Source organism: Herbidospora mongoliensis, assembly GCF_001570545.1.
Taxonomy (GTDB): domain Bacteria; phylum Actinomycetota; class Actinomycetes; order Streptosporangiales; family Streptosporangiaceae; genus Herbidospora; species Herbidospora mongoliensis.
The window spans coordinates 112556-131661 of record NZ_BBXD01000023.1; the positions used below are offsets into that span (position 1 = coordinate 112556).

At 69.8% G+C, this 19106-nt stretch carries 19 protein-coding genes; 5 read left to right on the forward strand and 14 right to left on the reverse strand.

The genetic code is table 11. The features are described 5' to 3' along the window. Positions 1–12 precede the first annotated feature (12 nt). Positions 13–552, reverse strand: coding sequence for a hypothetical protein (locus AW272_RS33910; RefSeq protein WP_066373805.1), 540 nt, complete (start codon positions 550–552; stop codon positions 13–15). Between the two features lie 225 nt (positions 553–777). Between AW272_RS33910 and AW272_RS33915 the strand changes: the two genes are divergently transcribed. Next, positions 778–5355: a CLIPPER-2 domain-containing protein gene (locus AW272_RS33915; protein ID WP_157519007.1), complete on the forward strand. Its 4578-nt coding sequence runs from the start codon at positions 778–780 to the stop codon at positions 5353–5355. Between the two features lie 152 nt (positions 5356–5507). Here the strand turns inward: AW272_RS33915 and AW272_RS33920 are convergent, their stop codons facing one another. The 5 genes from AW272_RS33920 to AW272_RS33940 all read right to left on the reverse strand — a co-directional run bounded on the left by AW272_RS33920 (position 5508) and on the right by AW272_RS33940 (position 11239). Then, positions 5508–6299 carry an NmrA family NAD(P)-binding protein gene (locus AW272_RS33920; RefSeq protein WP_066373809.1) on the reverse strand — a complete coding sequence of 264 codons (792 nt, stop codon included), beginning with the start codon at positions 6297–6299 and terminating at the stop codon, positions 5508–5510. A 40-nt stretch (positions 6300–6339) separates the two neighbouring features. Beyond that, positions 6340–7230: a siderophore-interacting protein gene (locus AW272_RS33925; RefSeq protein ID WP_066373811.1), complete on the reverse strand. Its 891-nt coding sequence runs from the start codon at positions 7228–7230 to the stop codon at positions 6340–6342. 1 nt (position 7231) lies between these two features. Next, positions 7232–9379: an iron ABC transporter permease gene (locus tag AW272_RS33930; protein ID WP_439649174.1), complete on the reverse strand. Its 2148-nt coding sequence runs from the start codon at positions 9377–9379 to the stop codon at positions 7232–7234. Then, on the reverse strand, positions 9376–10362 hold the full coding sequence (locus AW272_RS33935; protein WP_066373813.1) for an ABC transporter substrate-binding protein: 987 nt from the start codon (positions 10360–10362) through the stop codon (positions 9376–9378). The genes AW272_RS33930 and AW272_RS33935 overlap by 4 nt, the downstream gene beginning before the upstream one ends. 70 nt (positions 10363–10432) lie before the next feature. Further along, complete coding sequence (locus tag AW272_RS33940; protein ID WP_066373815.1) at positions 10433–11239, reverse strand: ABC transporter ATP-binding protein; 807 nt, start codon at positions 11237–11239, stop codon at positions 10433–10435. A gap of 135 nt (positions 11240–11374) precedes the next feature. Here AW272_RS33940 and AW272_RS33945 point away from each other — a divergent pair, with 135 nt between their 5' ends. Further along, the gene (locus AW272_RS33945; RefSeq protein WP_066373817.1) at positions 11375–11758 is read left to right on the forward strand and encodes a YdeI/OmpD-associated family protein; all 384 of its coding nucleotides are present in this window, start codon (positions 11375–11377) and stop codon (positions 11756–11758) included. Here the strand turns inward: AW272_RS33945 and AW272_RS33950 are convergent. The 3 genes from AW272_RS33950 to AW272_RS33960 form a co-directional block, all read right to left on the reverse strand. Further along, positions 11748–12935, reverse strand: a complete 1188-nt coding sequence (locus AW272_RS33950; RefSeq protein WP_066373821.1) for an alpha/beta hydrolase family protein — start codon at positions 12933–12935, stop codon at positions 11748–11750. The two genes, AW272_RS33945 and AW272_RS33950, sit on opposite strands and share 11 nt — an antisense overlap. Before the next feature lie 68 nt (positions 12936–13003). Further along, positions 13004–13579 (reverse strand): (2Fe-2S)-binding protein, encoded by a 576-nt coding sequence (locus AW272_RS33955; RefSeq protein ID WP_066373823.1) that lies wholly within the window; start codon positions 13577–13579, stop codon positions 13004–13006. 8 nt (positions 13580–13587) lie between these two features. Next, positions 13588–14301 carry an SDR family NAD(P)-dependent oxidoreductase gene (locus AW272_RS33960; protein WP_083958995.1) on the reverse strand — a complete coding sequence of 238 codons (714 nt, stop codon included), beginning with the start codon at positions 14299–14301 and terminating at the stop codon, positions 13588–13590. Between the two features lie 49 nt (positions 14302–14350). Here AW272_RS33960 and AW272_RS33965 point away from each other — a divergent pair, with 49 nt between their 5' ends. Beyond that, entirely contained in the window at positions 14351–14737 is a 387-nt protein-coding gene (locus AW272_RS33965; RefSeq protein ID WP_066373826.1) for a winged helix-turn-helix transcriptional regulator, read from the forward strand. Here AW272_RS33965 and AW272_RS33970 read toward each other — a convergent pair. The 3 genes from AW272_RS33970 to AW272_RS33980 are packed head-to-tail and all read right to left on the reverse strand — an operon-like array spanning position 14680 to position 16753. Continuing rightward, on the reverse strand, positions 14680–15810 hold the full coding sequence (locus AW272_RS33970; protein ID WP_066373828.1) for a hypothetical protein: 1131 nt from the start codon (positions 15808–15810) through the stop codon (positions 14680–14682). The genes AW272_RS33965 and AW272_RS33970 overlap by 58 nt on opposite strands. Further along, on the reverse strand, positions 15807–16310 hold the full coding sequence (locus tag AW272_RS33975; protein ID WP_066373829.1) for a SigE family RNA polymerase sigma factor: 504 nt from the start codon (positions 16308–16310) through the stop codon (positions 15807–15809). Before AW272_RS33975 ends, AW272_RS33970 begins: the two co-directional genes overlap by 4 nt. A gap of 26 nt (positions 16311–16336) precedes the next feature. After that, positions 16337–16753 carry a VOC family protein gene (locus tag AW272_RS33980; protein ID WP_066373831.1) on the reverse strand — a complete coding sequence of 139 codons (417 nt, stop codon included), beginning with the start codon at positions 16751–16753 and terminating at the stop codon, positions 16337–16339. A 42-nt stretch (positions 16754–16795) separates the two neighbouring features. On the opposite strand from AW272_RS33980, the gene AW272_RS33985 reads away from it, so the two are divergent. Further along, a complete protein-coding gene (locus tag AW272_RS33985) occupies positions 16796–17371 on the forward strand; it encodes a TetR/AcrR family transcriptional regulator (RefSeq protein ID WP_245657869.1) in 576 nt (191 codons plus the stop codon). On the opposite strand, the gene AW272_RS33990 is transcribed toward AW272_RS33985, so the two are convergent. Continuing rightward, positions 17358–17759: a cellulose binding domain-containing protein gene (locus tag AW272_RS33990; RefSeq protein WP_066373836.1), complete on the reverse strand. Its 402-nt coding sequence runs from the start codon at positions 17757–17759 to the stop codon at positions 17358–17360. The two genes, AW272_RS33985 and AW272_RS33990, sit on opposite strands and share 14 nt — an antisense overlap. Positions 17760–17816: 57 nt before the next feature. Next, positions 17817–18095 carry a sulfurtransferase TusA family protein gene (locus tag AW272_RS33995; protein ID WP_066373838.1) on the reverse strand — a complete coding sequence of 93 codons (279 nt, stop codon included), beginning with the start codon at positions 18093–18095 and terminating at the stop codon, positions 17817–17819. Between the two features lie 145 nt (positions 18096–18240). On the opposite strand from AW272_RS33995, the gene AW272_RS34000 reads away from it, so the two are divergent. Beyond that, entirely contained in the window at positions 18241–19074 is an 834-nt protein-coding gene (locus AW272_RS34000) for an alpha/beta fold hydrolase (RefSeq protein ID WP_066373840.1), read from the forward strand. The last annotated feature ends 32 nt before the right edge of the window (positions 19075–19106 follow it).

Below are 19106 nucleotides of genomic sequence, written 5' to 3' on the forward strand. Positions count from 1 at the left end.
AGGTCGACGGGTTCAGCGGGCGGGCTGAACCGGTGGACCTCTCCGCCGGAGTACGGAGGTCAGGAACCTCTCGTCGGGTACGGCCGCCGCCTCGCCGCGGAACACCACGACCCCGACGGCCGGGATCCGGGGCCGCAGCAGCACGAACAGCCGCGCCACCAGCAGGTGCAGCAGCTCCGCCAGGGCGCTCTCGCCCCGCGACAGCCAGACGGCGCAGAGCACCGCGATGACGCCGTGCGCGACGGCCATGCCGAGCGTGGCCGCCGCTCCGCCCGTGTGGTGGTCGGCCGGAGGTGTCACGGCTCCCAGGGCGAAGAGGTGGTGCATGCCGTACTGGAACAGGAAACAGAACGCGAGCATGACCGGGCCGGACAGCCGGTGGCGGGCCAGCGCGAACGCGACGCAGCCGGTCGCGAAGGTGGCGGCGCCGATCAGCGGCAGGTGGACGGGGGAGCCCCCGGCGAGGATGTGCATGGCGAGCGAGGCCAGCACGCAGACGACGGCGAACAGCGCCGCGCGTGCGACGCGTAACCCGGGCCCGCCGATGTCCACGACCGCAATGCTCCCAGAAACGATCAAAGAGGCAAGACCCAAGCCCTCACGACCGGAGATACGCGACACAGGGGTCGGCCGTTCGATTACCGGCACATCAGCCGATTGGTGATCGTTGACCGAACACGGATGGTTGCGCTCCGTAATAGCGCGAGTTCGTCAACCTAGCGTGAATGGGTGATCTTCGCATCAAGGTCGATTGTTCGACCTCTATCCACCGCCACTTTGGCGTTCTTCATAGCGGGGACGACCGGTACCTCCGTCGCCTCCGCGGACCCGGTGGAGAAGAACCCCGCCGGTGTCCGTTCGCAGGTCGGCCGTGCCACCGTCACGGCCGAGCCGGTCAAGCTGAACCGGTACCAGCAGGAGGTCGCCAACCGCCTGCGCAAGGAGACCCAGGTCTACAAGGTCGCGCAGCGCAAGGCGCCCGCCTCGCTGCTGCTCAATGAAACCTTCACCGGCGCCACGGTCACCGACTCCGGCTTCATGCCGCTCGACACGGTCTGCCTCACCGGCGCGACCGTCGCACCGCCGCCCGGTGTGTCGACGACCGGCCCGTGCGACAACGCCGACCAGCAGACCCCGCCGGTTCCCGCTCCCGGTGTGATCCCCGGTTACCTCCAGATGACCGACAACAGCAACTACCGGGTCGGCGGCATCGTCTACAACCGCCCGTTGTCGAACAACAACGGCCTCGTCGTCGAGTTCGACCAGTTCCAGTACGGCGGCAACGGCGCCGACGGCATCGGCTTCTTCCTGGTCGACGGGACCGCCGAGCTGACGTCTGACGGCGCCGACGGCGGTTCGCTGGGTTACGCCCAGCGGAACCTGACCCCCGGCGTCGACTCCGGTTACCTGGGTGTAGGCCTCGACGCCTACGGCAACTTCGTCAACGACGGCGAGAACCGCGGCAACCAGTGCCCGGCGAATCAGAAGTCGCCGATCGCGACCACCATCCAGGTACCCGACACCGTCACGGTGCGCGGCCCCGGCCAAGGTCTGGACGGCTACTGCTGGATCGCGACGACGATGACGCCCGACGCGACCAAGCCGTCCGGTTTCGTCACCACGCTGCCCGGCAGCCTCCGCGACCCGGGCGCCAGCCCGGCCCCCGCGCTGCGCAAGGTCCGCATCACCCTCAGCCCGTCCGAGCTGCTCCACGTCGACATCGACTTCAACGACGGCAACGGCTACGTGCGGGTGCTGGACAAGCAGCTCACCGACGAGGCGCCGCCGACGTTCAAGTTCGGCTTCAGCGCCTCGACCGGTGGCCTCATCGACACCCACCTGATCCGGAATCTGGTGGTCGGCTCGGTGACGCCGCTCCAGCTGCTGGACCTGGTGACCACTGTCCAGCAGCAGGACCAGCGTCCGCCGTCGAACCCATTTCTCGTCGGCGAGACGGTGCACTACGACTTCCTGGTGACCAACACCGGCCCCAGCCCGCTGGCAGCCGTCTCGGTGACCGACCCGACCGCGACGAACATCGTCTGCCCGAGCACCACGCTCGGCCCGGCGGGTACCGCGACCGCGTCGATGACCTGCACCGGTGAGCACACCATCACCGTCGCGGACGCGACCGGCGAGCAGACCTTCACCACGACGGGCACCGCCCACGCGACCTCGATCGGCGGCCCGATCGACTCGAACACGTCGTCGGCCACGGTTCCGGTGCAGGAGCTCATCTCGAGGCTCGACATCTCCGAGACGGTCACGCCGAACCCGGCGAAGGTCGGTCAGAAGGTCACCTACACCATCACCGCCACGAACACCGGCGGTGTCGCGCTGACCCCGGCCACGCTGACCGACGACCTCGCGAACGTGCTGAACGAGGCGACGTACAACAACGACCTCACCGCGACGGTCGGCACCGCCTCGATCAACGGCACCACGCTGAACTGGTCGGGCAACCTGCCGGTCGGCGCCCAGACGAAGATCACGTTCTCGGTGACGACCGCTGAGAGCTCGGGCGGCCAGACGCTGACCGACGTCATCACGTCGACGACCTCCGGGGCCGACTGTGTCGCCGCCACGTCGTCGGCGCGTCGCGCCAAGGGGATGGCCCCGCTGCCCTGTGGACAGTCGGTGCCGATCACGGCCGACCCGCAGTCGCTCGCGCTGACCGCCACGGTCACCAACCCGCGCCCGCCGACCAACCCGTTCAAGGCGGGTGACACGGTGGACTACAGCTTCACCGTCACCCACGGCAGCATCGGCACGGTCACCGGCGTCACGATCAACGACCCGGACCTCACCAACGTCGTCTGCCCGAGCACCACGCTCGGCCCGGAGGGCACGCCGTCGGCGACGATGACGTGCACCGGTTCGCACGTGATCCAGCCGAACGAGACGCTGACCGGCACCTTCACCACGAAGGCGACGGCCACCGGCACCGTCAACGGCGTCCTGCTGAGCTCGAACCAGACGACCACCTCGGTTCCGGTCGTCGTCGAGACGCCGCACATGACCATCGCCGGGACCGTTTCGGCGAAGACCGTCGACGTCGGCGGCAAGGTCACCTACACCATCACGGTGACCAACACCGGCAAGCTGGCCATCGCGCCGGCCGGCATCAGCGACAACCTCGCGAACGTGCTGAACAACGCCACGTACGACAACGACCTGACGGCGACGTCGGGCACGGCGGCGATCAACGGCAACACGCTGACCTGGTCGACCGCGAACCTGGCGCCCGGTGAGTCGGAGCAGATCAAGTTCTCCGTCACCACCGACCAGAGCGCGGGCGGCACCACGCTGACCGACTCGATCACCTCGCCGGTCACCGGCGCGACCTGCGCCACCGGCCCGACGACCAACCTGCCGTGCACCAGCGCGGTCACGGTCGCCGCGGCTCCGCAGAAGCTCACGCTGGTGGCGGCCGTCACCAACCCGCGGACCCCGGACAACCCGTTCCAGGTCGGCGACACGGTCAACTACACCTTCACGGTGACCCACCAGGGCATCGGGTCGGTCACCAACGTCGTCGTCTTCGACCAGACCGTGTCGAACATCGTCTGCCCGAGCACCACGCTCGGCCCGCAGGGCACCCCGACGGCCACGATGACCTGCACCGCTTCGCACGTCATCACGCCCGAGGACGCCAAGGACGGCACGTTCATCACCCTGGCCCAGGCCGAGGGCAACGACGGCGGCACGCCGATCGCCTCGAACGAGACCCAGACCGCGGTCCCGACCGTGGTGGTCCGTCCGGTCCTGCACATCGCCGAGTCGGTCAGCTCGACCTCGGTGCACCCGGGCGCAGTGGTGACGTACACGATCCACGTGACCGACGCCGGTCTGCTCGACATCGACCCGGCGCAGCTCACCGACAACCTGTCGGACGTGTTCCTGCACGCCAACTACAACAACGACCTGGCGGTCTCCGCGGGTCTGGCCAACATCACCGGCAACACCCTGACCTGGACCGACGCGCTCGTTCCCGGTGAGACGGAGACCATCACGTTCTCCGTCACGATCAAGCAGGACGCCGGTGGCGACACCATCCAGGACCACGTCAGCTCGACCACGCAGGGCGCGACCTGCACCACTCCGTGCGGCCCCGTCGTCACGATCAACGCGGACCCGCAGGAGCTCCAGCTCACCACGACGGTCCTGAACCCGCGCACCCCGGACAACCCGTTCCAGGTCGGCGACACCGTTCAGTACCAGTTCACGCTCACGCACCAGGGCATCGGCAGCGTCACCGGCGTCGTCATCGACGACCCGACCCTGTCGAACATCGTCTGCCCGACCACCACGGTCGGCCCGCAGGGCACGCCTTCGGCGACGCTGGTCTGCACCGCCTCCCACGTCATCACCGGCGAGGAGTCGAAGACCGGCACGTTCACCACCTACGCCCAGGCGTCGGGCACGGACGAGGACGGTCCGCTGGCCTCCAACCAGAGCCAGGCGACCGTCCCGGTCCAGATCCTGCTGCCCAAGGTGCAGGTCTCGCAGACCGCCACGCCCAACCCGGTCCGCGCCGGCCAGATCGTCACCGTCACGGAGACCGTCACCAACGTCTCCGGGTTCGCGCTCTCGCCGGTCCAGATCCACACCGCGCTGGTCGACGTGCTGAACAACGGCACGCTCGTCCCCGGCTCGATCATCAGCTCCACCGGCACCGCCACGGTCAGCGGCACCGACCTCATCTGGGAGGGCACGCTCGCCGACAACGCGAACGTGGTCATCACCTTCAGGATCAGGGCCAACGCCAACGCCGCCGGCGAGAACCTGGTGGACGAGATCAGCACCACCGTCCACGACACCATCTGCGTGCCCGGCTCGACCGCCGCGCCCTGCAGCGTGAGCGTCCTGGTCAGCCGCACCTTCCCGCCCCGCCCGCCGCACCACCACTGCAAGCGGGGCTGGGACAAGAACAAGAAGCACTGCTGGTGGCCCCGGCCGCACAAGCCGGTGAAGCCGCTGCCGATCGAGCCGATCGATCCGGTCGACCACGAGGACGAGGGCGATGACGAGGGCGAAGAGGAGCTCGACAAGGGACGGCACCACCACCACAAGGGCCGCCACCACCATCACCACAAGTGGCACCACGGTCATCATCACCACCACAAGTGGCACCACCGCCACCATCACCGTGGTTGGGGCGAGTGGGGCTGGAAGCACCACCACAAGCACCACCACCGGCCCCACAAGTTCGTGAAGTACACGAAGGTGAAGGCCAAGAAGAGCTGGGCCTGCCGCACCATGACCGCGGAGGCCACGTGCGCCCCGCTGGGCGACGGCACCAGCCAGTACGTGCCGGGCCTGGGCAGCCTCGCGGTCGCCCGCCTGGGACTCTGACCGAAGAGCAGAACACGCCCGCGTTCTCCCATTTTGGGAGGGCGCGGGCGAACCGCTTGTCTCGTTCTCCGCAGCGCGCCGTTGCCGGTAAAGGGCCTTCTTTCGTTACGGCTTCGCCTGGCCGGCCATACGAGCGACTCCGGCGTTCGCGGTCAGTCGGCGAAAGCGCCCGTGTTCTCGGCGACCCAGTCGGCGAACGTCCGGGCCGGGCGGCCGGTCACCTGTTCCACGGTCGGCAGGACCGTGCGGCCCGCGATCGGGGGGTCGGTGCTCATCTGGAGCATGAAGGCGATGTCCTCCTCGCCGAAGCCCCATGCGGCCCAGTGCGCCGTCATCTGCTCGGCGGTCAGTTCCTCGAAGCGGATCTCGCGGTCCAGGACCTTCGACAGCACTGCCACCTTCTCCGGGGCGGTCAGCAGTTCGGGGCCGGTGATCCAGTACTCCTTGCCCTGGTGGCCGTCCTCGGTCAGGGCCACCGCCGCCACGGCCGCGATGTCGTACTCGTGGACCATCGAACTCGGCATCGTCGCGAAGCCGTGCCGGACCACGCCTTCCGCCTTGATGCTGTCGGCCCATTCCAGGGCGTTCGACATGAACTCGACCGGGGCCAGGCAGGTCGGGCGCAGGCCCGCTTCGCGAAGGGCGAGTTCGAGGGGGTCGGCCTCGGGGTGGCCGCGCAGCACGGTCACGCGGGAAAGGCCACGGGCCGCTTCGGCGATGGCCGCCGGGTCGCCGGCGAAGGTGATGAGGTGGGCCGCCTCCACCCCCTCGAAGAGGGCCGACGGCTGCGACAGGTCGCCTTGGACGATCTCCACGACGTCCGGGAGGCCCGCTTTCTCGGGGTTTCGGGTGAGCGCGCGGACCTCGTGGCCTGCCGCGAGGAGCTGGGTTACCAGGGGGCGGCCGACGTTTCCGGTCGCGCCCGTCACCAGGATGCGTGTCATGCCGCCGACCCTAGGAACCCATGCGGTCAGATCCTGTCCCTTAGATCGACTCCGCCTTGCCGCGGCGCCAGTAGCCCATGAAGGCCACCGCTTTCCGGTCCAGTCCCCGTTCGCCGACCAGGTGACGTCTCAGCGTCTTGACCACTCCGGCCTCTCCGGCCAGCCACACGGAACAGGCCGCCGGAGGCGTCTCGGGGATCTCCCACAGGATGTCCTCGTCGATGTCGACGTCCTCCACCTGCGTGGGAGCAGCCGGCGGAATGAGGCGGGCGGCCGCGGCCTCGACCTCTCCGACCAACCGGGAACCGTGCTCGGCGCCGTCGCGCGGGAGCCAGGTCACCCGCATGCCGGCGGGTGCGGTCTCCTTCAGTACGTCGGCCCCCGACGGCACCTCCATCAGAGCCTCACCGGTCACGTCGGCGGGGAGCTGCTCCAGGATGCGCATGATCGCCGGGACCGCCGTCTCGTCCCCGGCCAGCAGCAGGTTCCCCCCGCCGGCGGGCAGCTTGAACTCCAGCCCCCCGTAAGGCCCGCCGTGCCGGGAGTCGGGCCCCCACAGCGCGCAGCGGTCGTCCTCCTGGACGGTGGTCGCCCAGGCGGCGGCCGGGCCCAGGTGGCCGTCGTCGGCGTGCATGATGACGTCCACATCCACTTCCGCCTTCTCCGGGCGGACGGCGCGGACCGTGTAGGTCCGGAACGGGTTCTTCCGGTCGGCGGGGAGCGCGCAGTAGCGCTCGTACCAGTCGGGGCCGTCGGGGAACAGCAGCGTCCCGTATTCGGGGATCGGCAGGACCAGCTTGATCCGCTGGTCGTAGCCCGGGTCGGCGAAGTGTTCCAGGTCGTCGCCGGTGAAGGTGACGCGCAGGAACGCCGGGCTCAGCCGGTCGACGCGGCGGACCCGCACCTGGAAGACGTGCCATGGGTCGTGCATGTCAGGACTCCTGTCCCGCTCGTGACCGCCACAGCAGCCAGACGAAATACGGTGTGCCGAGCATGGCGGTGACCAGTCCGGCGGGGATCTGGGCGGGGGCGATGACCGTCCGGCCCAGGGTGTCGGCGAGGCTGACCAGCAGCGCGCCCAGCAGGGCGGCGACCGGCAGGACGCGGGTGTGCCGGCCGCCCACGAGGGCACGGGCGGCGTGCGGGGCGACGAGCCCGACGAAGCCGACCACACCGATCGCCGACACCGCGGTCGCGGCGAGCAGGACCGCGCCCGCCAGGGCGGTGAGCCGGGCCGGTTCCATCGGTACGCCCAGGATGCGCGGAGTGTGCTCGTCGAGCGAGAGCAGATCGAGCTCCCGCCGCTGCGCGACCACCAGCGGTACGACCAGGGCCAGCGCGATCGCCACGGGCAGCAGTTGCAGCGGGGTTCGCCCGTAGGTCGAACCGGAGAGCCAGGTCAGCGCCGTGGCGGTGTTCCAGGGGTCGGTCTCCACGATGATCAGCACGGTGAGGGCCGTCCCGGCCGAGGCGACCGCGAAGCCCATCAGCACCAGCCGGTCGGAACTCAGGCCGCCCTTCCACGCCAGGCCGTAGACCAGCGCGAACGACACCACCGCGCCGAGCCCGGCGGCGCCGGTGACGGCCCAGATACCCGCCGCCGGAGCGAACGAGAGGACGGAGATCGCGCCGACCCCCGCTCCCGAGGTGATGCCGAGCACGCCCGGCTCCGCCAGGGGGTTGCGGGAGACGGCCTGGATCACCGTTCCGGCCACCGCGAGCGCGGCCCCGGCCAGCACCGCCGCCAGGACCCGGGGATAGCGCTGGTCCAGCACGAACGTGATGCCCATGCCGGTCCGGCCCTGGAACCACAGGGCCACGTCGCCGGTCCGCAGGAAGGTGTCCCCGAGGAGCATGCCGAGCACGACGGCTCCGGCGAGCAGGACCGTACCGGCGACGACGAAGACCGTGAAGACCGCGCGGGACCGGTGGGCGGCCGACCGGATCCCGGGCGGACGGCGGGCCGGTCCGCCGTCCCGGTGCCGCCGGGCCAGGTAGATCATCACCACGGCGCCGATCAGCGCCGTCACCACACCGGGCGGCACGTCGACCCCGGACTGGCCGCCGAACAGTGCCCGCAGCGACACGTCGGCGGCCAGCACCACCAGCACCCCCGCCATGGCGGAGAGCGGGATCAGGATCCGGTGCGCCAGCAGAGCGGGCAACCAGCGCCCGGCCAGCCGTACGATCACCGGCGCGCACAGCCCCACGAACCCGACCGGCCCGGCGATCACGACGGCCGCCGTGGCCAGCAGGACCGCCAGCACGGTCACCCAGAACCGAACCCGGCGCACGTTCACCCCGAGCACGGTCGCACCGTCGTCGCCGAGCCCGAGCACGTCGAGCCGGGGCCCGAGCAGGATCCCGGCGGCCAGCGCGAGCACGATGATCGGCCCGATCTGCGTCAGGACCGACAGGTCCTTCTGCGTCAGCGCGCCCGAGCCCCACGCGAACAGCCCCGTCGTCTCCTGCTGGAACAGGATCATCATCAGGTTCGTCAGCGCGGTGAAGGCCAGCGCCGCCGCCGACCCGGCCAGGATCAGCCGGGTGGTGCCGCTGCGCCCGCCCGCGGAGGCCGCCATGACCAGCCCCGCCGCCGCGAGGCCGCCGAGGAACGCCAGCCCGCCCGACGGCAGGGTCGGCAGGCTGATCCCGAGCGCGGCGGCGGCGACCACGGCCAGATAGGCCCCGGAGGAGACCGCCAGGGTGTCGGGCGAGGCCAGCGGATTGCGCGAGATCGCCTGGAGCAGCGCCCCGGACGCGCCGAGCGCCACCCCGACCGCGACCCCGGCGAGCAGCCGCGGCAACCGCGAGGCCAGCAGCACCCGCATCGCCTCGTCACCCTGGCCGAGCAGGTCGAACAGGCCGACGGAGGAGGTGCCCTGGGTGATGTGGACGGCGGCGATGACGATGGTCACGGCACCGGCGACCAGGAATACTCCGACGACCCCTAGCCGCTTCGCGACTCCCGGCCGCTCGTCAGCGCCCCGAGGTCCCTGAGCCGGCAGAGCTCCCTCGGCTCCTTGAGTTTTCTCAGATCCCAGAGGTTCCGCGGCCCCCTGGCGTCGGGCGGTGGTCAAGCCGCGTAGGCCTTCACGAGGGCGTCGGCGTACTGGCCCAGGGAGAGTGGGCCGCCGAACGTCCAGATGCCGTTGGGGAGCTTGGTGACCTGGCCGTTCTTGACGAAGGGCAGGGAGGTCCAGATGGCGTTGCCCTTGAGGTCGTCGGCGAAGACGTCGGTGCCGTCGCTGGCGTTGTAGAAGAAGCGGATCTTCTCGTCCTTCAGCGGGGACAGGCCCTCGACGTCGGTGGTGCCCAGGCCCCAGTCGGGGTCGACCTCGCCTTCCCAGGCGTTGCGCAGGCCGATGGCCTCGGCGGTCTCGGTGACCAGGGCGCCCTGGCCGAACAGGCGGATCGACACGTTGCCGCCCTCGGACCAGCCGTCGGCCATCGCGAAGGGGCTGCCGGCGTGTCCGGCGGCCTCGAGCGTGGATTTCGCGGCGGCGAACTTGGCGTCCATGTCGGCGAGCAGCGTGTCGGCCTCGGCCTGCTTGCCGACGGCGGTCGCGATCATCTTCAGGTCGGCGCGCATACGGCCGATGTTGTCGGTGGCCGACGAGCCCTTCGGCACCAGCACCGGGACGAACTTCTCCAGCTGTGCCACCAGCGGGCTGTTGGCCGCGGCCTCCATGACGATCAGGTCGGGCTGGAGGGCCACGATCGAGTCGACGCTCGGCTCGCTGCGGGTGCCGACGTCCTTGACCGCGGCATCGAGCGGCGCGGCGGTGACCCAGGTGGCGTAGCCCTTCACGTCGGCCGCGCCGACCGGCATCACGCCGAGGCCGACCAGCATCTCGGTCTCGCCCCACTCCAGGCCGACGACCCGGGTGGCGGGTTTGGCCAGCTTGACCTCACGTCCCAGCGAATCGGTGATGGTGATCGCCTGGGCGGAGCTCTCCGGCGCGGCTGCGGGGGCGGAGGGTGCTGCGGCGGGCTCGGTTGTGCCACACGCGCCCAATCCCAGGACGGCGGCGATGAGGAGCGCGGTGCGCAGGGGCTTCATGTAGGGCAGTCCTTCAAACGGTGGTGCTGGTGGATTGGCGGCCGACCAGGGGTGTGGGCCGGCGCACTGTTCAAACGGTGGTTCGTTGCGAGTGGCGGCCGACCGGGCGGGTGCGGATCGTCGGGCCGTCGTGGGTGACCTCGACGCGGATGCCGTAGGCCTCGGTCAGGTGGGCCTCGGTGAGCACCTCGGCGGGGGAGCCGACGGCCTTGATCCGGCCCTCGTACAGCAGCACGATCTCGTCGGCGATGGAGGAGGCCTGGTCGAGGTCGTGCAGGACGACGCCGATGGCGACGTCGTGACGGTCGGCCAGGTCTCGGACCAGGTCGAGGAGTTCGACCTGGTAGCGAAGGTCCAGGAACGTCGTGGGCTCGTCGAGCAGCAGCACGCCGGTCTCCTGGGCCAGGCAGGTGGCCAGCCAGACGCGCTGGAGTTCGCCGCCGGACAGCTCGTCGGCGGGGCGGTCGGCCATCTCGGTCGTCCCGGTCAGGTCCATGGCCCGTGCGACCGCGGCCGCGCCCTCGGGGTCGTCGGCTCGCCAGCGGCCCCGGTGGGGGTGGCGTCCGTAGGAGACCACGTCCCGCACCAGCACACCCGAAGGCGTCGGCCGCGACTGGGACAGCAGGGTGACTTTCCTGGCGAACTCGCGGGGTGCGAGATCGAACGCCGAGACGCCGTCGCCTAGCCGTACAGAACCGGAAACGGGCTCGTGGAGGCGGGCCAGCGCGCGCAGCAGAGTCGACTTGCCGCTGCCGTTGGGGCCGACGAGGGCGGTCACCCGGCCGGGACACAGCACGATCCCGGCGTCCTGGACGACGGGAGTGCCGTGATAGGCGAGAGACAGGCCGGAGCCGCGTAACGCGGTGGATTCGGTCACGAGGCTTAGGTTAGGCTAACCTTTGTTGCCAATTCAAGTTCGGGCAAAACGCATCAAGTCTGGGCAAAGCCCCGGTACGGAAACAGAACCGGGACGCCCGTTAGATCGCCACCCCTGGTGGCAGATTCTTCTGCCATGGAGCGCCACGAGTCCGACGGATTCCTGATCATCCCGTTCGCCTCCGCCGAGGCGTTCGAAGACTGGCTGGAGAAGAACCACGCCCACGAACCCGGCCTGTGGCTGAAGTTCGCCAAGAAGGGGCGCGGCATCCCGACGATCACCTTCGAGGAGGCACTGGAGGCCTCCGCCTGCTACGGCTGGGTCGACTCGAAGATGTACCGCTACGACGACGACTACTACATCCTCCGCTACCAGCCCAGGAAGAAGACCTCCAAGTGGTCGCCGCGCAACAGCGACCTGGCCCAGCGCCTCATCGACGCGGGCCGGATGCGCCCGGCCGGCCAGGCCCAGGTGGACGAGGCCAAAGCCGACGGACGCTGGTCGGGTACTAAGGGCTGACCTGCTCGTCCAGCCAGTCGAAGATCCGTTCGCCACGCAGCCCGTTGGCCATCGGCTCGCAGTGCGCGTCGGCGCCCTCCGGTTCGGTGAAGTGGACGAGCGTCCGCTTCGTGCCGAGCATGTCGTAGAGCCGCCGCGACTGCCCCGGCCAGAAGCCCTCCGACTCCGGGTCGGTGATCAGCATCGGCGTGGTGATCCTCGTGGCCGTCTCGGGGTCGAGGCGGTAGGCGCGGGCCGCGCGGAAGAACTCGTAGAAGCTGGTCAGCCCGTAGGGCCGCATCCGCCACACCAGCATCGACCGGGTCCGGGGCGACAGCTTCAGCGCCCACTCCATCTCCTGGTCGAACGCCGCCTGATCGCCCTCGTCGAGCTTCCTGGCCAGCGAGTGGGGGATGTGGTTCGTCATCGCCTCCGACACGTCGACCACACCCGGGTCGGCGATGGCGGCGGCGTAGCGGTGCTCGAACGCCAGCGCCCTCGGCACCCAATATCCGGCCTGGCTGACCCCCATGACCGCCAGCCGGTCGCCATCGACGTCGGCCCGGGTCAGCAGATGGTCGGTCACCGGGGTCAGCACGTGCTCCCAGTCGGGCCGGAAGTGCAGCCCCTGCCGCACCAGCGCCGCGTTCTGGCCGGGCCCGTCGAAGGTGGCCACGTTCCAGCCGCGCGCCAGGGCCTCGGCGGCGCACTGCGTCCAGGCCTCGGTGACCGGGCCGTCGCTGCCGTTGTTGTAGACGATCGTCCGCCGCCGCCCGTCGCCCGCCCGGAAGAAGTAGCCGGGCAGTACGGAGGACCCGAACGGGATCGCCAGTCGCTCCACGTGGGTCAGGTCGGCGAAGCGATCCCAGGCCTCGCGGTGCTTCTCCCAGATGTCCTCGAACAGGCCCGGCTCGCCGACCCCGTCGGCCATGTCAGTGGCGGTCGCGTAATAGGTGGCGGCCCGCAGGAACTCACAAGCCGCTGATCGTGTACGCCCCGCCCCCGCGTTCCCCTCCGCCTCGTCGGCCACCCGGTCGGCGGTCGACAGCCAGGCGTCCACCCACGAGCGTGGTTTCCCGTCGCGGATCAGGTCGATCGTGGCCAGCACCTCCCCGGCGTCGGCGGCCCGGTGGTAGACGGCCCCAAGAGCGACCTGTGTCGAGAAGTCGAACCCGTCGTCTTTGAAGAAAGGAGGCATTGGACGGTCATGGCCGGGCTCAGGTCGTCTCTATCCCCATTTATGGAAATTTCCCGACAAGGAGTGCTTCACCGTACGGCGAGGAGGACGCAGTCGCCGCAGATCCCGCCCACCCGGTAGTAGAGACAGCACGACCGCCGCACCCCCCGCCGGTCGAGCCGCCCGGCGAGCGGCCCCTCGGCCAGTAACTCCCGCTGCAGCGAATCCGCCCGCGACGCGTCTCCCGGACGGGCGCGGGAGAACGCCCCGACCGCTCCGACCAGCGCCGACGCGGCGTTTCCGTACAGGACCAGGGGCGACACCCACGGCAGCGCCGCCACCAGCGGCTCGAGCGCGAACCTCGGTCCCTCGCGCAGTGACGGCACCCGCACCCCGTCATCCGACCAGCGCGCGTCACTCAGGTCGATCGAGATCCCGTAGGCGGCCCGCAGGGCGACGTACGGAGACCACAACCGTGCCATCGCCCCCTGGAACAGGATCGACGCGGCGGCCCTGCGGTCCTGGGTGAGGAGCCGTTTCGCCGTCTCGTCGATGACGGCGTCGTCGTGCAGGCGTTCGACGAGCGGGACCCCGCCGCCCACGCCGATCGCGAAGAACGCGTTGATCGCGGCGATATCGGCGACGGCGGTCTCGATGGTCGTCATTCCGCCGATTATGGAGCCAGCGCGCGGGTGAGCCGCCGGGCTTCGGCAAGCTCGGGTACGTCGATCTTCCTGACGATCGGCGGGAGGGCCTTGGCGACCGGACGGGCCAGCAGCCGCGCCGCGAGGCGGGTCAGCGCCTTCCTGGGCTGCGGCAGGGTGTCGGCCATGCCGGTGTCGACGAAGCCGGGATTGTGCAGGACGTACCGGATCCTGCTCGTCGGGTGGTCGGCGTGGAAGGCGACGGCGAGCAGGTCGTTGGCGTAGGCCCCGCGCCGGACCGCGTCGAACCCCCGGTATCGGGCCGGCTCGTCGAGCGGGCCCTTCCCGAGGCCGGTTCCGCACAGGTTCACCACCACGGGATCGGGCGCCGCCTCCAGCACCGGCCGGAGCTCCTCGGCCAGGAGGAAGCGGCTCATGACGTACAGAGCGAAAGTGAACTCCACGCCCTCGGCGGTCTCACGGCGGGCGGGCTGGAACCGGAACGCCCCCAGCACCAGCGCGTCGACGACCGGAAGGTCGTCGCGCAACCGCCGCGCCAGGTCGAGGGTCGCCCCGGCCAGGCTCAGATCCGCCTGGACGAACCGGGCCCCCGCCGCCTCCATCGCGGCGCCGCGTTCAGGGTCGCTGCCGACCACGACGACCTGTTCGCCGCGCTCCAGATAGTGGTGGGCGAGGCCCCGGCCGATGCCGGAGGTGCCGCCGGTGATGACCAATGTGCGCATAGGGTCGATGGTCGGGCGAGCGTCGCCGGCGGCGAAAGAAGGAACATCGATGTACCCCCTCCTCCCCGTCAACCGGGCCGCCTGTGGTGCGGCCCCGGTGTTGCGCGCCGTCGGCGACAAGTGGAGCCTGCTGGTGATGGGCGTGCTCGCCGAACGTCCCTTCGGTTTCAACGAGCTCGACCGCGCGGTCGACGGGCTGAGCCGCCGGATGCTCACCCGGGTCCTGGCCGCGCTCGTCCGTGAGGGTCTCGTCGACCGGGCCGCGCCGAGCGGGCCGGGCGGCCGGGCCGAATACCGCCTCAGCGAGGCGGGCCATGACCTGTTGCCGCTGGTGATCGCCGTGGGGGAGTGGGCCGAGGCGCATGCCCGGCGGCGCGGTCAGGGGGTGCCGCCGATGCCGGGGAAGGCCGTCGACCAGAAGTCGTCCCCCTTGTAGGTGCGCAGTTTCCGGGTCTTCCCTGTGTGCACGTCGAGGGCGTAGGCGGTGATGGCCATGCCCTTCGAGCCGCAGTCGGGGTTGGGGAAGGCCAGCGCGAGGATCTCCCGCTGGCTGCGCCAGTTCCGCAGGTAGACGCGGCGGTCCTGCATCGGCAGGTGGGGATTCTTGATGGTGGCGAGGACCTTGCCGGTCCGCGCTTCGAGGTGGACCAGGTCGCCGGGGACGCAGTTGTCCTGCCGCGTGGTGTTGTCCTCCAGCGCGACGATCGTGGTGCCGTCGACGGCGGCGGCGCCGAAGTAGTAGGGGCGATTCAGTGTGATGTCGGTCTGGTCGGACGCGGACGCCGTCTCCCAGAGGTCGGCCATCGTGATCAGCCGGGGCCGGGGCGAGAAGGTCGCCAGGATCACCCGGTCGGCGCCCTCGGAGATCCAGACCGGCGCCACCCGATTGGGCAGCAGCCGGGTGCGCTGCGCGACCATGTCGAACAACATTCCCGGGTCCTTGAACTCCGGCACCTTCGAGAAGGCCACGTAACGGCCGTCATCGCTGATCACCAGCTCGGCCACCGAGCCCATCTTGTTGAGCGGGATCTTCGCGGGGGCCGCCGTCACCTTCCCGTCCCGCAGGTCGCGGGTGACGATCGTGCCGGCCTTGAGGCTGTAGTAGGCGATGGTCCAGCCGTTCTCGGTGATCGCCAGCGGGCCGTTGCGGCCGGGCAGGGCGTCGGCCAGCTCGTATTCCCTCTTGCCGATCACGAGCCGCCATCCGGCCCCCCGGCAGTCCGGCTCCCTCCCGTCGAGTTCCTTGCAGGGCAGTCGGTAGGCCTGGGTGGCCGGTCCCATCGCGCTTTTGGGCGGGTCGATGTCGATGGCCGGAGCCGGCTCCTCGCCCCTGTGCAGGAGCCGGACCCCGGCCACCACGCCCGCCACCGTCACCACGACCATGACCCCCGCGGCCACCGCCGTCAGTGTGCGGCGGCGGCGTCCCCGGGCCTCGATGACGCGGTCGGCCAGGTCGACGTCGGGGGCCTGTTCGGCGATGTCGTCGAGCGCGTCGGACAGCCAGGTCATCGCCGGGCCCCCTCGATGTCGGTGAGAATCCCGGTGAACTCGCGCAGCCGGGCGAGTGCCTGGTGGGCCTGGCTCTTGACGGTGCCGAGGGAGCAGCCGAGGATCTCGGCGGTCTCCTTCTCGGTGCGGTCCTCGTAGTAACGCAGCACGATCACCGCGCGTTGCTTGGGGGTCAGCCGCATGAGGGCCTGGCGCACCATCAGGCGGGTGACCGAGGAGTCCTCGGTCGAGTAGGACCGGTCGGGCGGATCGGCACTGGGGATCTCGCCGCCGCTCCGGCGCCGCCGCCAGGAGATGTACTGGTTGACCAGCGCCTTCCTGACGTAGGCGTCGGGGTGGTCGAGGCGGGCCAGCCCGTTCCACTTGCCGAGCACCTTGATCAGCACGCTCTGGAGCAGGTCTTCGGCCAGATGGGCGTCTCCGGTGAGCAGATAGGCGGTGCGGATCCAGGCCCGCTGGTGGCGGCCCACGAACTCCCGGAATCCCTCGTCTGCTCTCACACTCTCTATCGACGCCGGGAAGGCCGCTAAAGGTTGGCGGTGCTGAAATTCCCGGCGAATTCCTCTCCTGGCGGGATCTGCGTGATGACGTCGATCAGCACGCCCTCGGGCGCCGCGACGATGAAGTGACGCTGGCCGAACTCCTCGCTGCGGATCTCCAGTTCGGGCCTCAGGCCGCCCTCGACGACCAGCCGCCGCCATTCGGCGTCGACGTCGTCGACCTCGAAGTTGAGCAGTAGCCCCCGGGCGGGGGTGCGGTATCCCGCCGGGATCGTCGGGTGCGCGGGGTCGAGAAGAGCCAGCTCATAGCCGCTGGGGTTCTTCAGGCTGACGTACCAATCGGCTTCGAAAACGATCGAGAAGCCGAAGTTCCGCACGTAGAAGTCGCGGGACTCGGCGATGACCGGAGTCGCGACCACGGGATAGAAACTCGAGGTCTTCATGTCCGGTACGCTATTTCGCATACCGACGGTATGTCAATTGGAGTGAACCTCGTGCGAGCCGAACAGAAAGAACGCACCCGCCTGGCCCTGATCGCCGAAGCCCGGCGCCTGTTCGCCGAACGCGGCTACGCCGACGTCGGTCTCGCGGAGATCACCGCCGCCGCCGGAGTCACCAAGGGCGCCCTCTACCACCAGTTCGACGGCAAGACGGCGCTGTTCCGCGCGGTCCTGGAATCCGTCCACCACGAGGTCGCCGACCGCATCGTGGCCGCGTCCGACGGCGACCCCTGGGCCGGTTTCGTCGCGGGCTGCCAGGCCTTTCTGACGGCGAGCACCGATCCGGCGCTCCAGCGCATCCTGCTGATCGACGGCCCGGCGGTGCTCGGCTGGGCCGAATGGCGCGCCTTCGACGAGGCGACCTCGGCGTTCCACCTGGAGGAGGCCATCGACGACCTGATGCGCCGGGGCCTGCTCCCCGAACGCCCGGCGGCCCCGCTCACCCGCCTGCTCTCCGGCGCGATGAACGAGGCCGCGTTGTGGCTCACCACGGAACCGTCGGCCTTGGCCGACACCCGGCGGGCCCTGGCCGAACTGCTGGAATCGCTCAGATGTAGGTGACGGTGCAGGCGACGCCGTTGAGCGTGATGCCGGTCGGGTTCACATAAGTTCCCGTGTACGTCGCCACGAAGCCGATGGCCGCCGAGGTGACCCCCGGTGCGATCGAGGGAGCCCACGACGGATTGACGGCCTGGAGACTCGGGGGAGTCTGGGTCCAGGTGGCGGTCCATCCACTGCTCATCGTCTCGTTCCCCGCGAAGACGATCTGCAGGATCCAGGGCGAGAAGGTGCTCGTACCGGTGTTCTCGACGGTGATGGACGCGACGAAGCCGCCGGTCCAGACGCTGGTGTCGTAGGTGACGTCGCAGGAGTACGACATCGCGCGGGCGGGTGCGGAGATGCCGAGCACGAGGGCGGCGGCGAGGGCGAGGGCGGTCAGGATCCTCATGGGCGGATGGTCCGGCGAGGGGCCCGCCGGGTCAATGAAACGACGCGGACGCCCAGGTCAGCGAGATGAATCTTTCACGTGCCAGGGGCGTTCCGACTGGGTCGGCGTGGCCGTCTCGGCGACCCGCACGCCGTAGACGTGCTCGCCGACGACGCCCAGGTAGGAGTGCCCGGTCAGATGGCACCAGGCCGGCAGGTCGAGGGGGGCGGCCGGGTCGGTGGCCCTGAGGTGGACGACCGCTCCCGGGGCGAGCGAGTCGACGAGCCTGCGCAGCTCGATCAGGAGCAGCACGCAGCGCCGGTCGCCGCCGTCGAGCACCACCGGTTCGTTGGCCATGGGACAAGTCTCCCCCAACCAGGTCAAGCGAATGGGCGTTGGGATCATGCCGCAGGTCGTCCACGAACGAGACTTTGAGTAGTAAAACGTGACAAATGCCGTGTTGCTAGCGTGGCCGGGGCCAATCGATGTCAGGGGGAGCGAAATGGGCAAGGTCACCGTCGGCCGGGAGAACAGCGACACGATCGACATCCATTACGAAGACCACGGCTCCGGACGGCCGGTCGTCCTGATCCACGGTTATCCACTCAGCGGCGCGTCCTGGGAGAAGCAGCAGCGGGTCCTGCTCGAAGCCGGGTTCCGGGTCATCACGTATGACCGGCGCGGCTGGGGCAAGTCCAGCCAGCCCACCAGCGGGCACGACTACGACACCTACGCCTCCGACCTCAAGATGCTGCTCGACCGCCTGGACCTGCCCGAGGTCGACCTGGTCGGCTTCTCCATGGGCACCGGCGAGGTCACCCGTTACCTGGGCAAATACGGCAACAAGCGGATCCGCCGGGCGGTCCTGATGGGCGCCATCCCGCCGTTCCTGCTCAAGACGGCCGACAACCCCGAGGGCGTCGACAAGTCCGTCTTCGACGGCATCAAGGAAGCCGTGGCGCACGACCGTCCCGGCTACTTCAAGAAGTTCCTGGACGACTTCTACAACGTCGACATGTACATGAACACCCGGATCAGCCAGGAAGCCTGGAACAACTCGTTCATGGCGGCCTGCCTGGGGAGCCCGTATTCGGCGTACAAGTGCGTCGACACGTGGCTGGAGGACTTCCGGGAGGACCTGTCGAAGATCGACGTCCCGGTCCTGCTGGTCCACGGCGACCAGGACCGCATCCTGCCCTACGCCAGCACCGCCGCCCGGCTACCCGGCCTGATCAAGGACCTGACCTTCATCACCATCGAGGGCGGCCCGCACAACATCGGCTGGACCCACGCGGAAGAGGTCAACAAGGAACTCCTCGACTTCCTGGAGCGATGACCCTCGTTCCCAGAAGGGCCGCCCGACGCCGG

Coding starts and splice junctions, on each gene's coding strand:
- AW272_RS33925 (WP_066373811.1), bottom strand. CDS start 7,230: ATGCACGACCCATGGCACGTCTTCCAGGTGCGGGTCCGCCGCGTCGAC.
- AW272_RS34000 (WP_066373840.1), top strand. CDS start 18,241: ATGGGCAAGGTCACCGTCGGCCGGGAGAACAGCGACACGATCGACATC.
- AW272_RS33960 (WP_083958995.1), bottom strand. CDS start 14,301: ATGCGCACATTGGTCATCACCGGCGGCACCTCCGGCATCGGCCGGGGC.
- AW272_RS33965 (WP_066373826.1), top strand. CDS start 14,351: ATGTACCCCCTCCTCCCCGTCAACCGGGCCGCCTGTGGTGCGGCCCCG.
- AW272_RS33995 (WP_066373838.1), bottom strand. CDS start 18,095: ATGGCCAACGAACCGGTGGTGCTCGACGGCGGCGACCGGCGCTGCGTG.
- AW272_RS33980 (WP_066373831.1), bottom strand. CDS start 16,753: ATGAAGACCTCGAGTTTCTATCCCGTGGTCGCGACTCCGGTCATCGCC.
- AW272_RS33955 (WP_066373823.1), bottom strand. CDS start 13,579: ATGACGACCATCGAGACCGCCGTCGCCGATATCGCCGCGATCAACGCG.
- AW272_RS33970 (WP_066373828.1), bottom strand. CDS start 15,810: ATGACCTGGCTGTCCGACGCGCTCGACGACATCGCCGAACAGGCCCCC.
- AW272_RS33920 (WP_066373809.1), bottom strand. CDS start 6,299: ATGACACGCATCCTGGTGACGGGCGCGACCGGAAACGTCGGCCGCCCC.
- AW272_RS33945 (WP_066373817.1), top strand. CDS start 11,375: ATGGAGCGCCACGAGTCCGACGGATTCCTGATCATCCCGTTCGCCTCC.
- AW272_RS33935 (WP_066373813.1), bottom strand. CDS start 10,362: ATGAAGCCCCTGCGCACCGCGCTCCTCATCGCCGCCGTCCTGGGATTG.
- AW272_RS33990 (WP_066373836.1), bottom strand. CDS start 17,759: ATGAGGATCCTGACCGCCCTCGCCCTCGCCGCCGCCCTCGTGCTCGGC.
- AW272_RS33950 (WP_066373821.1), bottom strand. CDS start 12,935: ATGCCTCCTTTCTTCAAAGACGACGGGTTCGACTTCTCGACACAGGTC.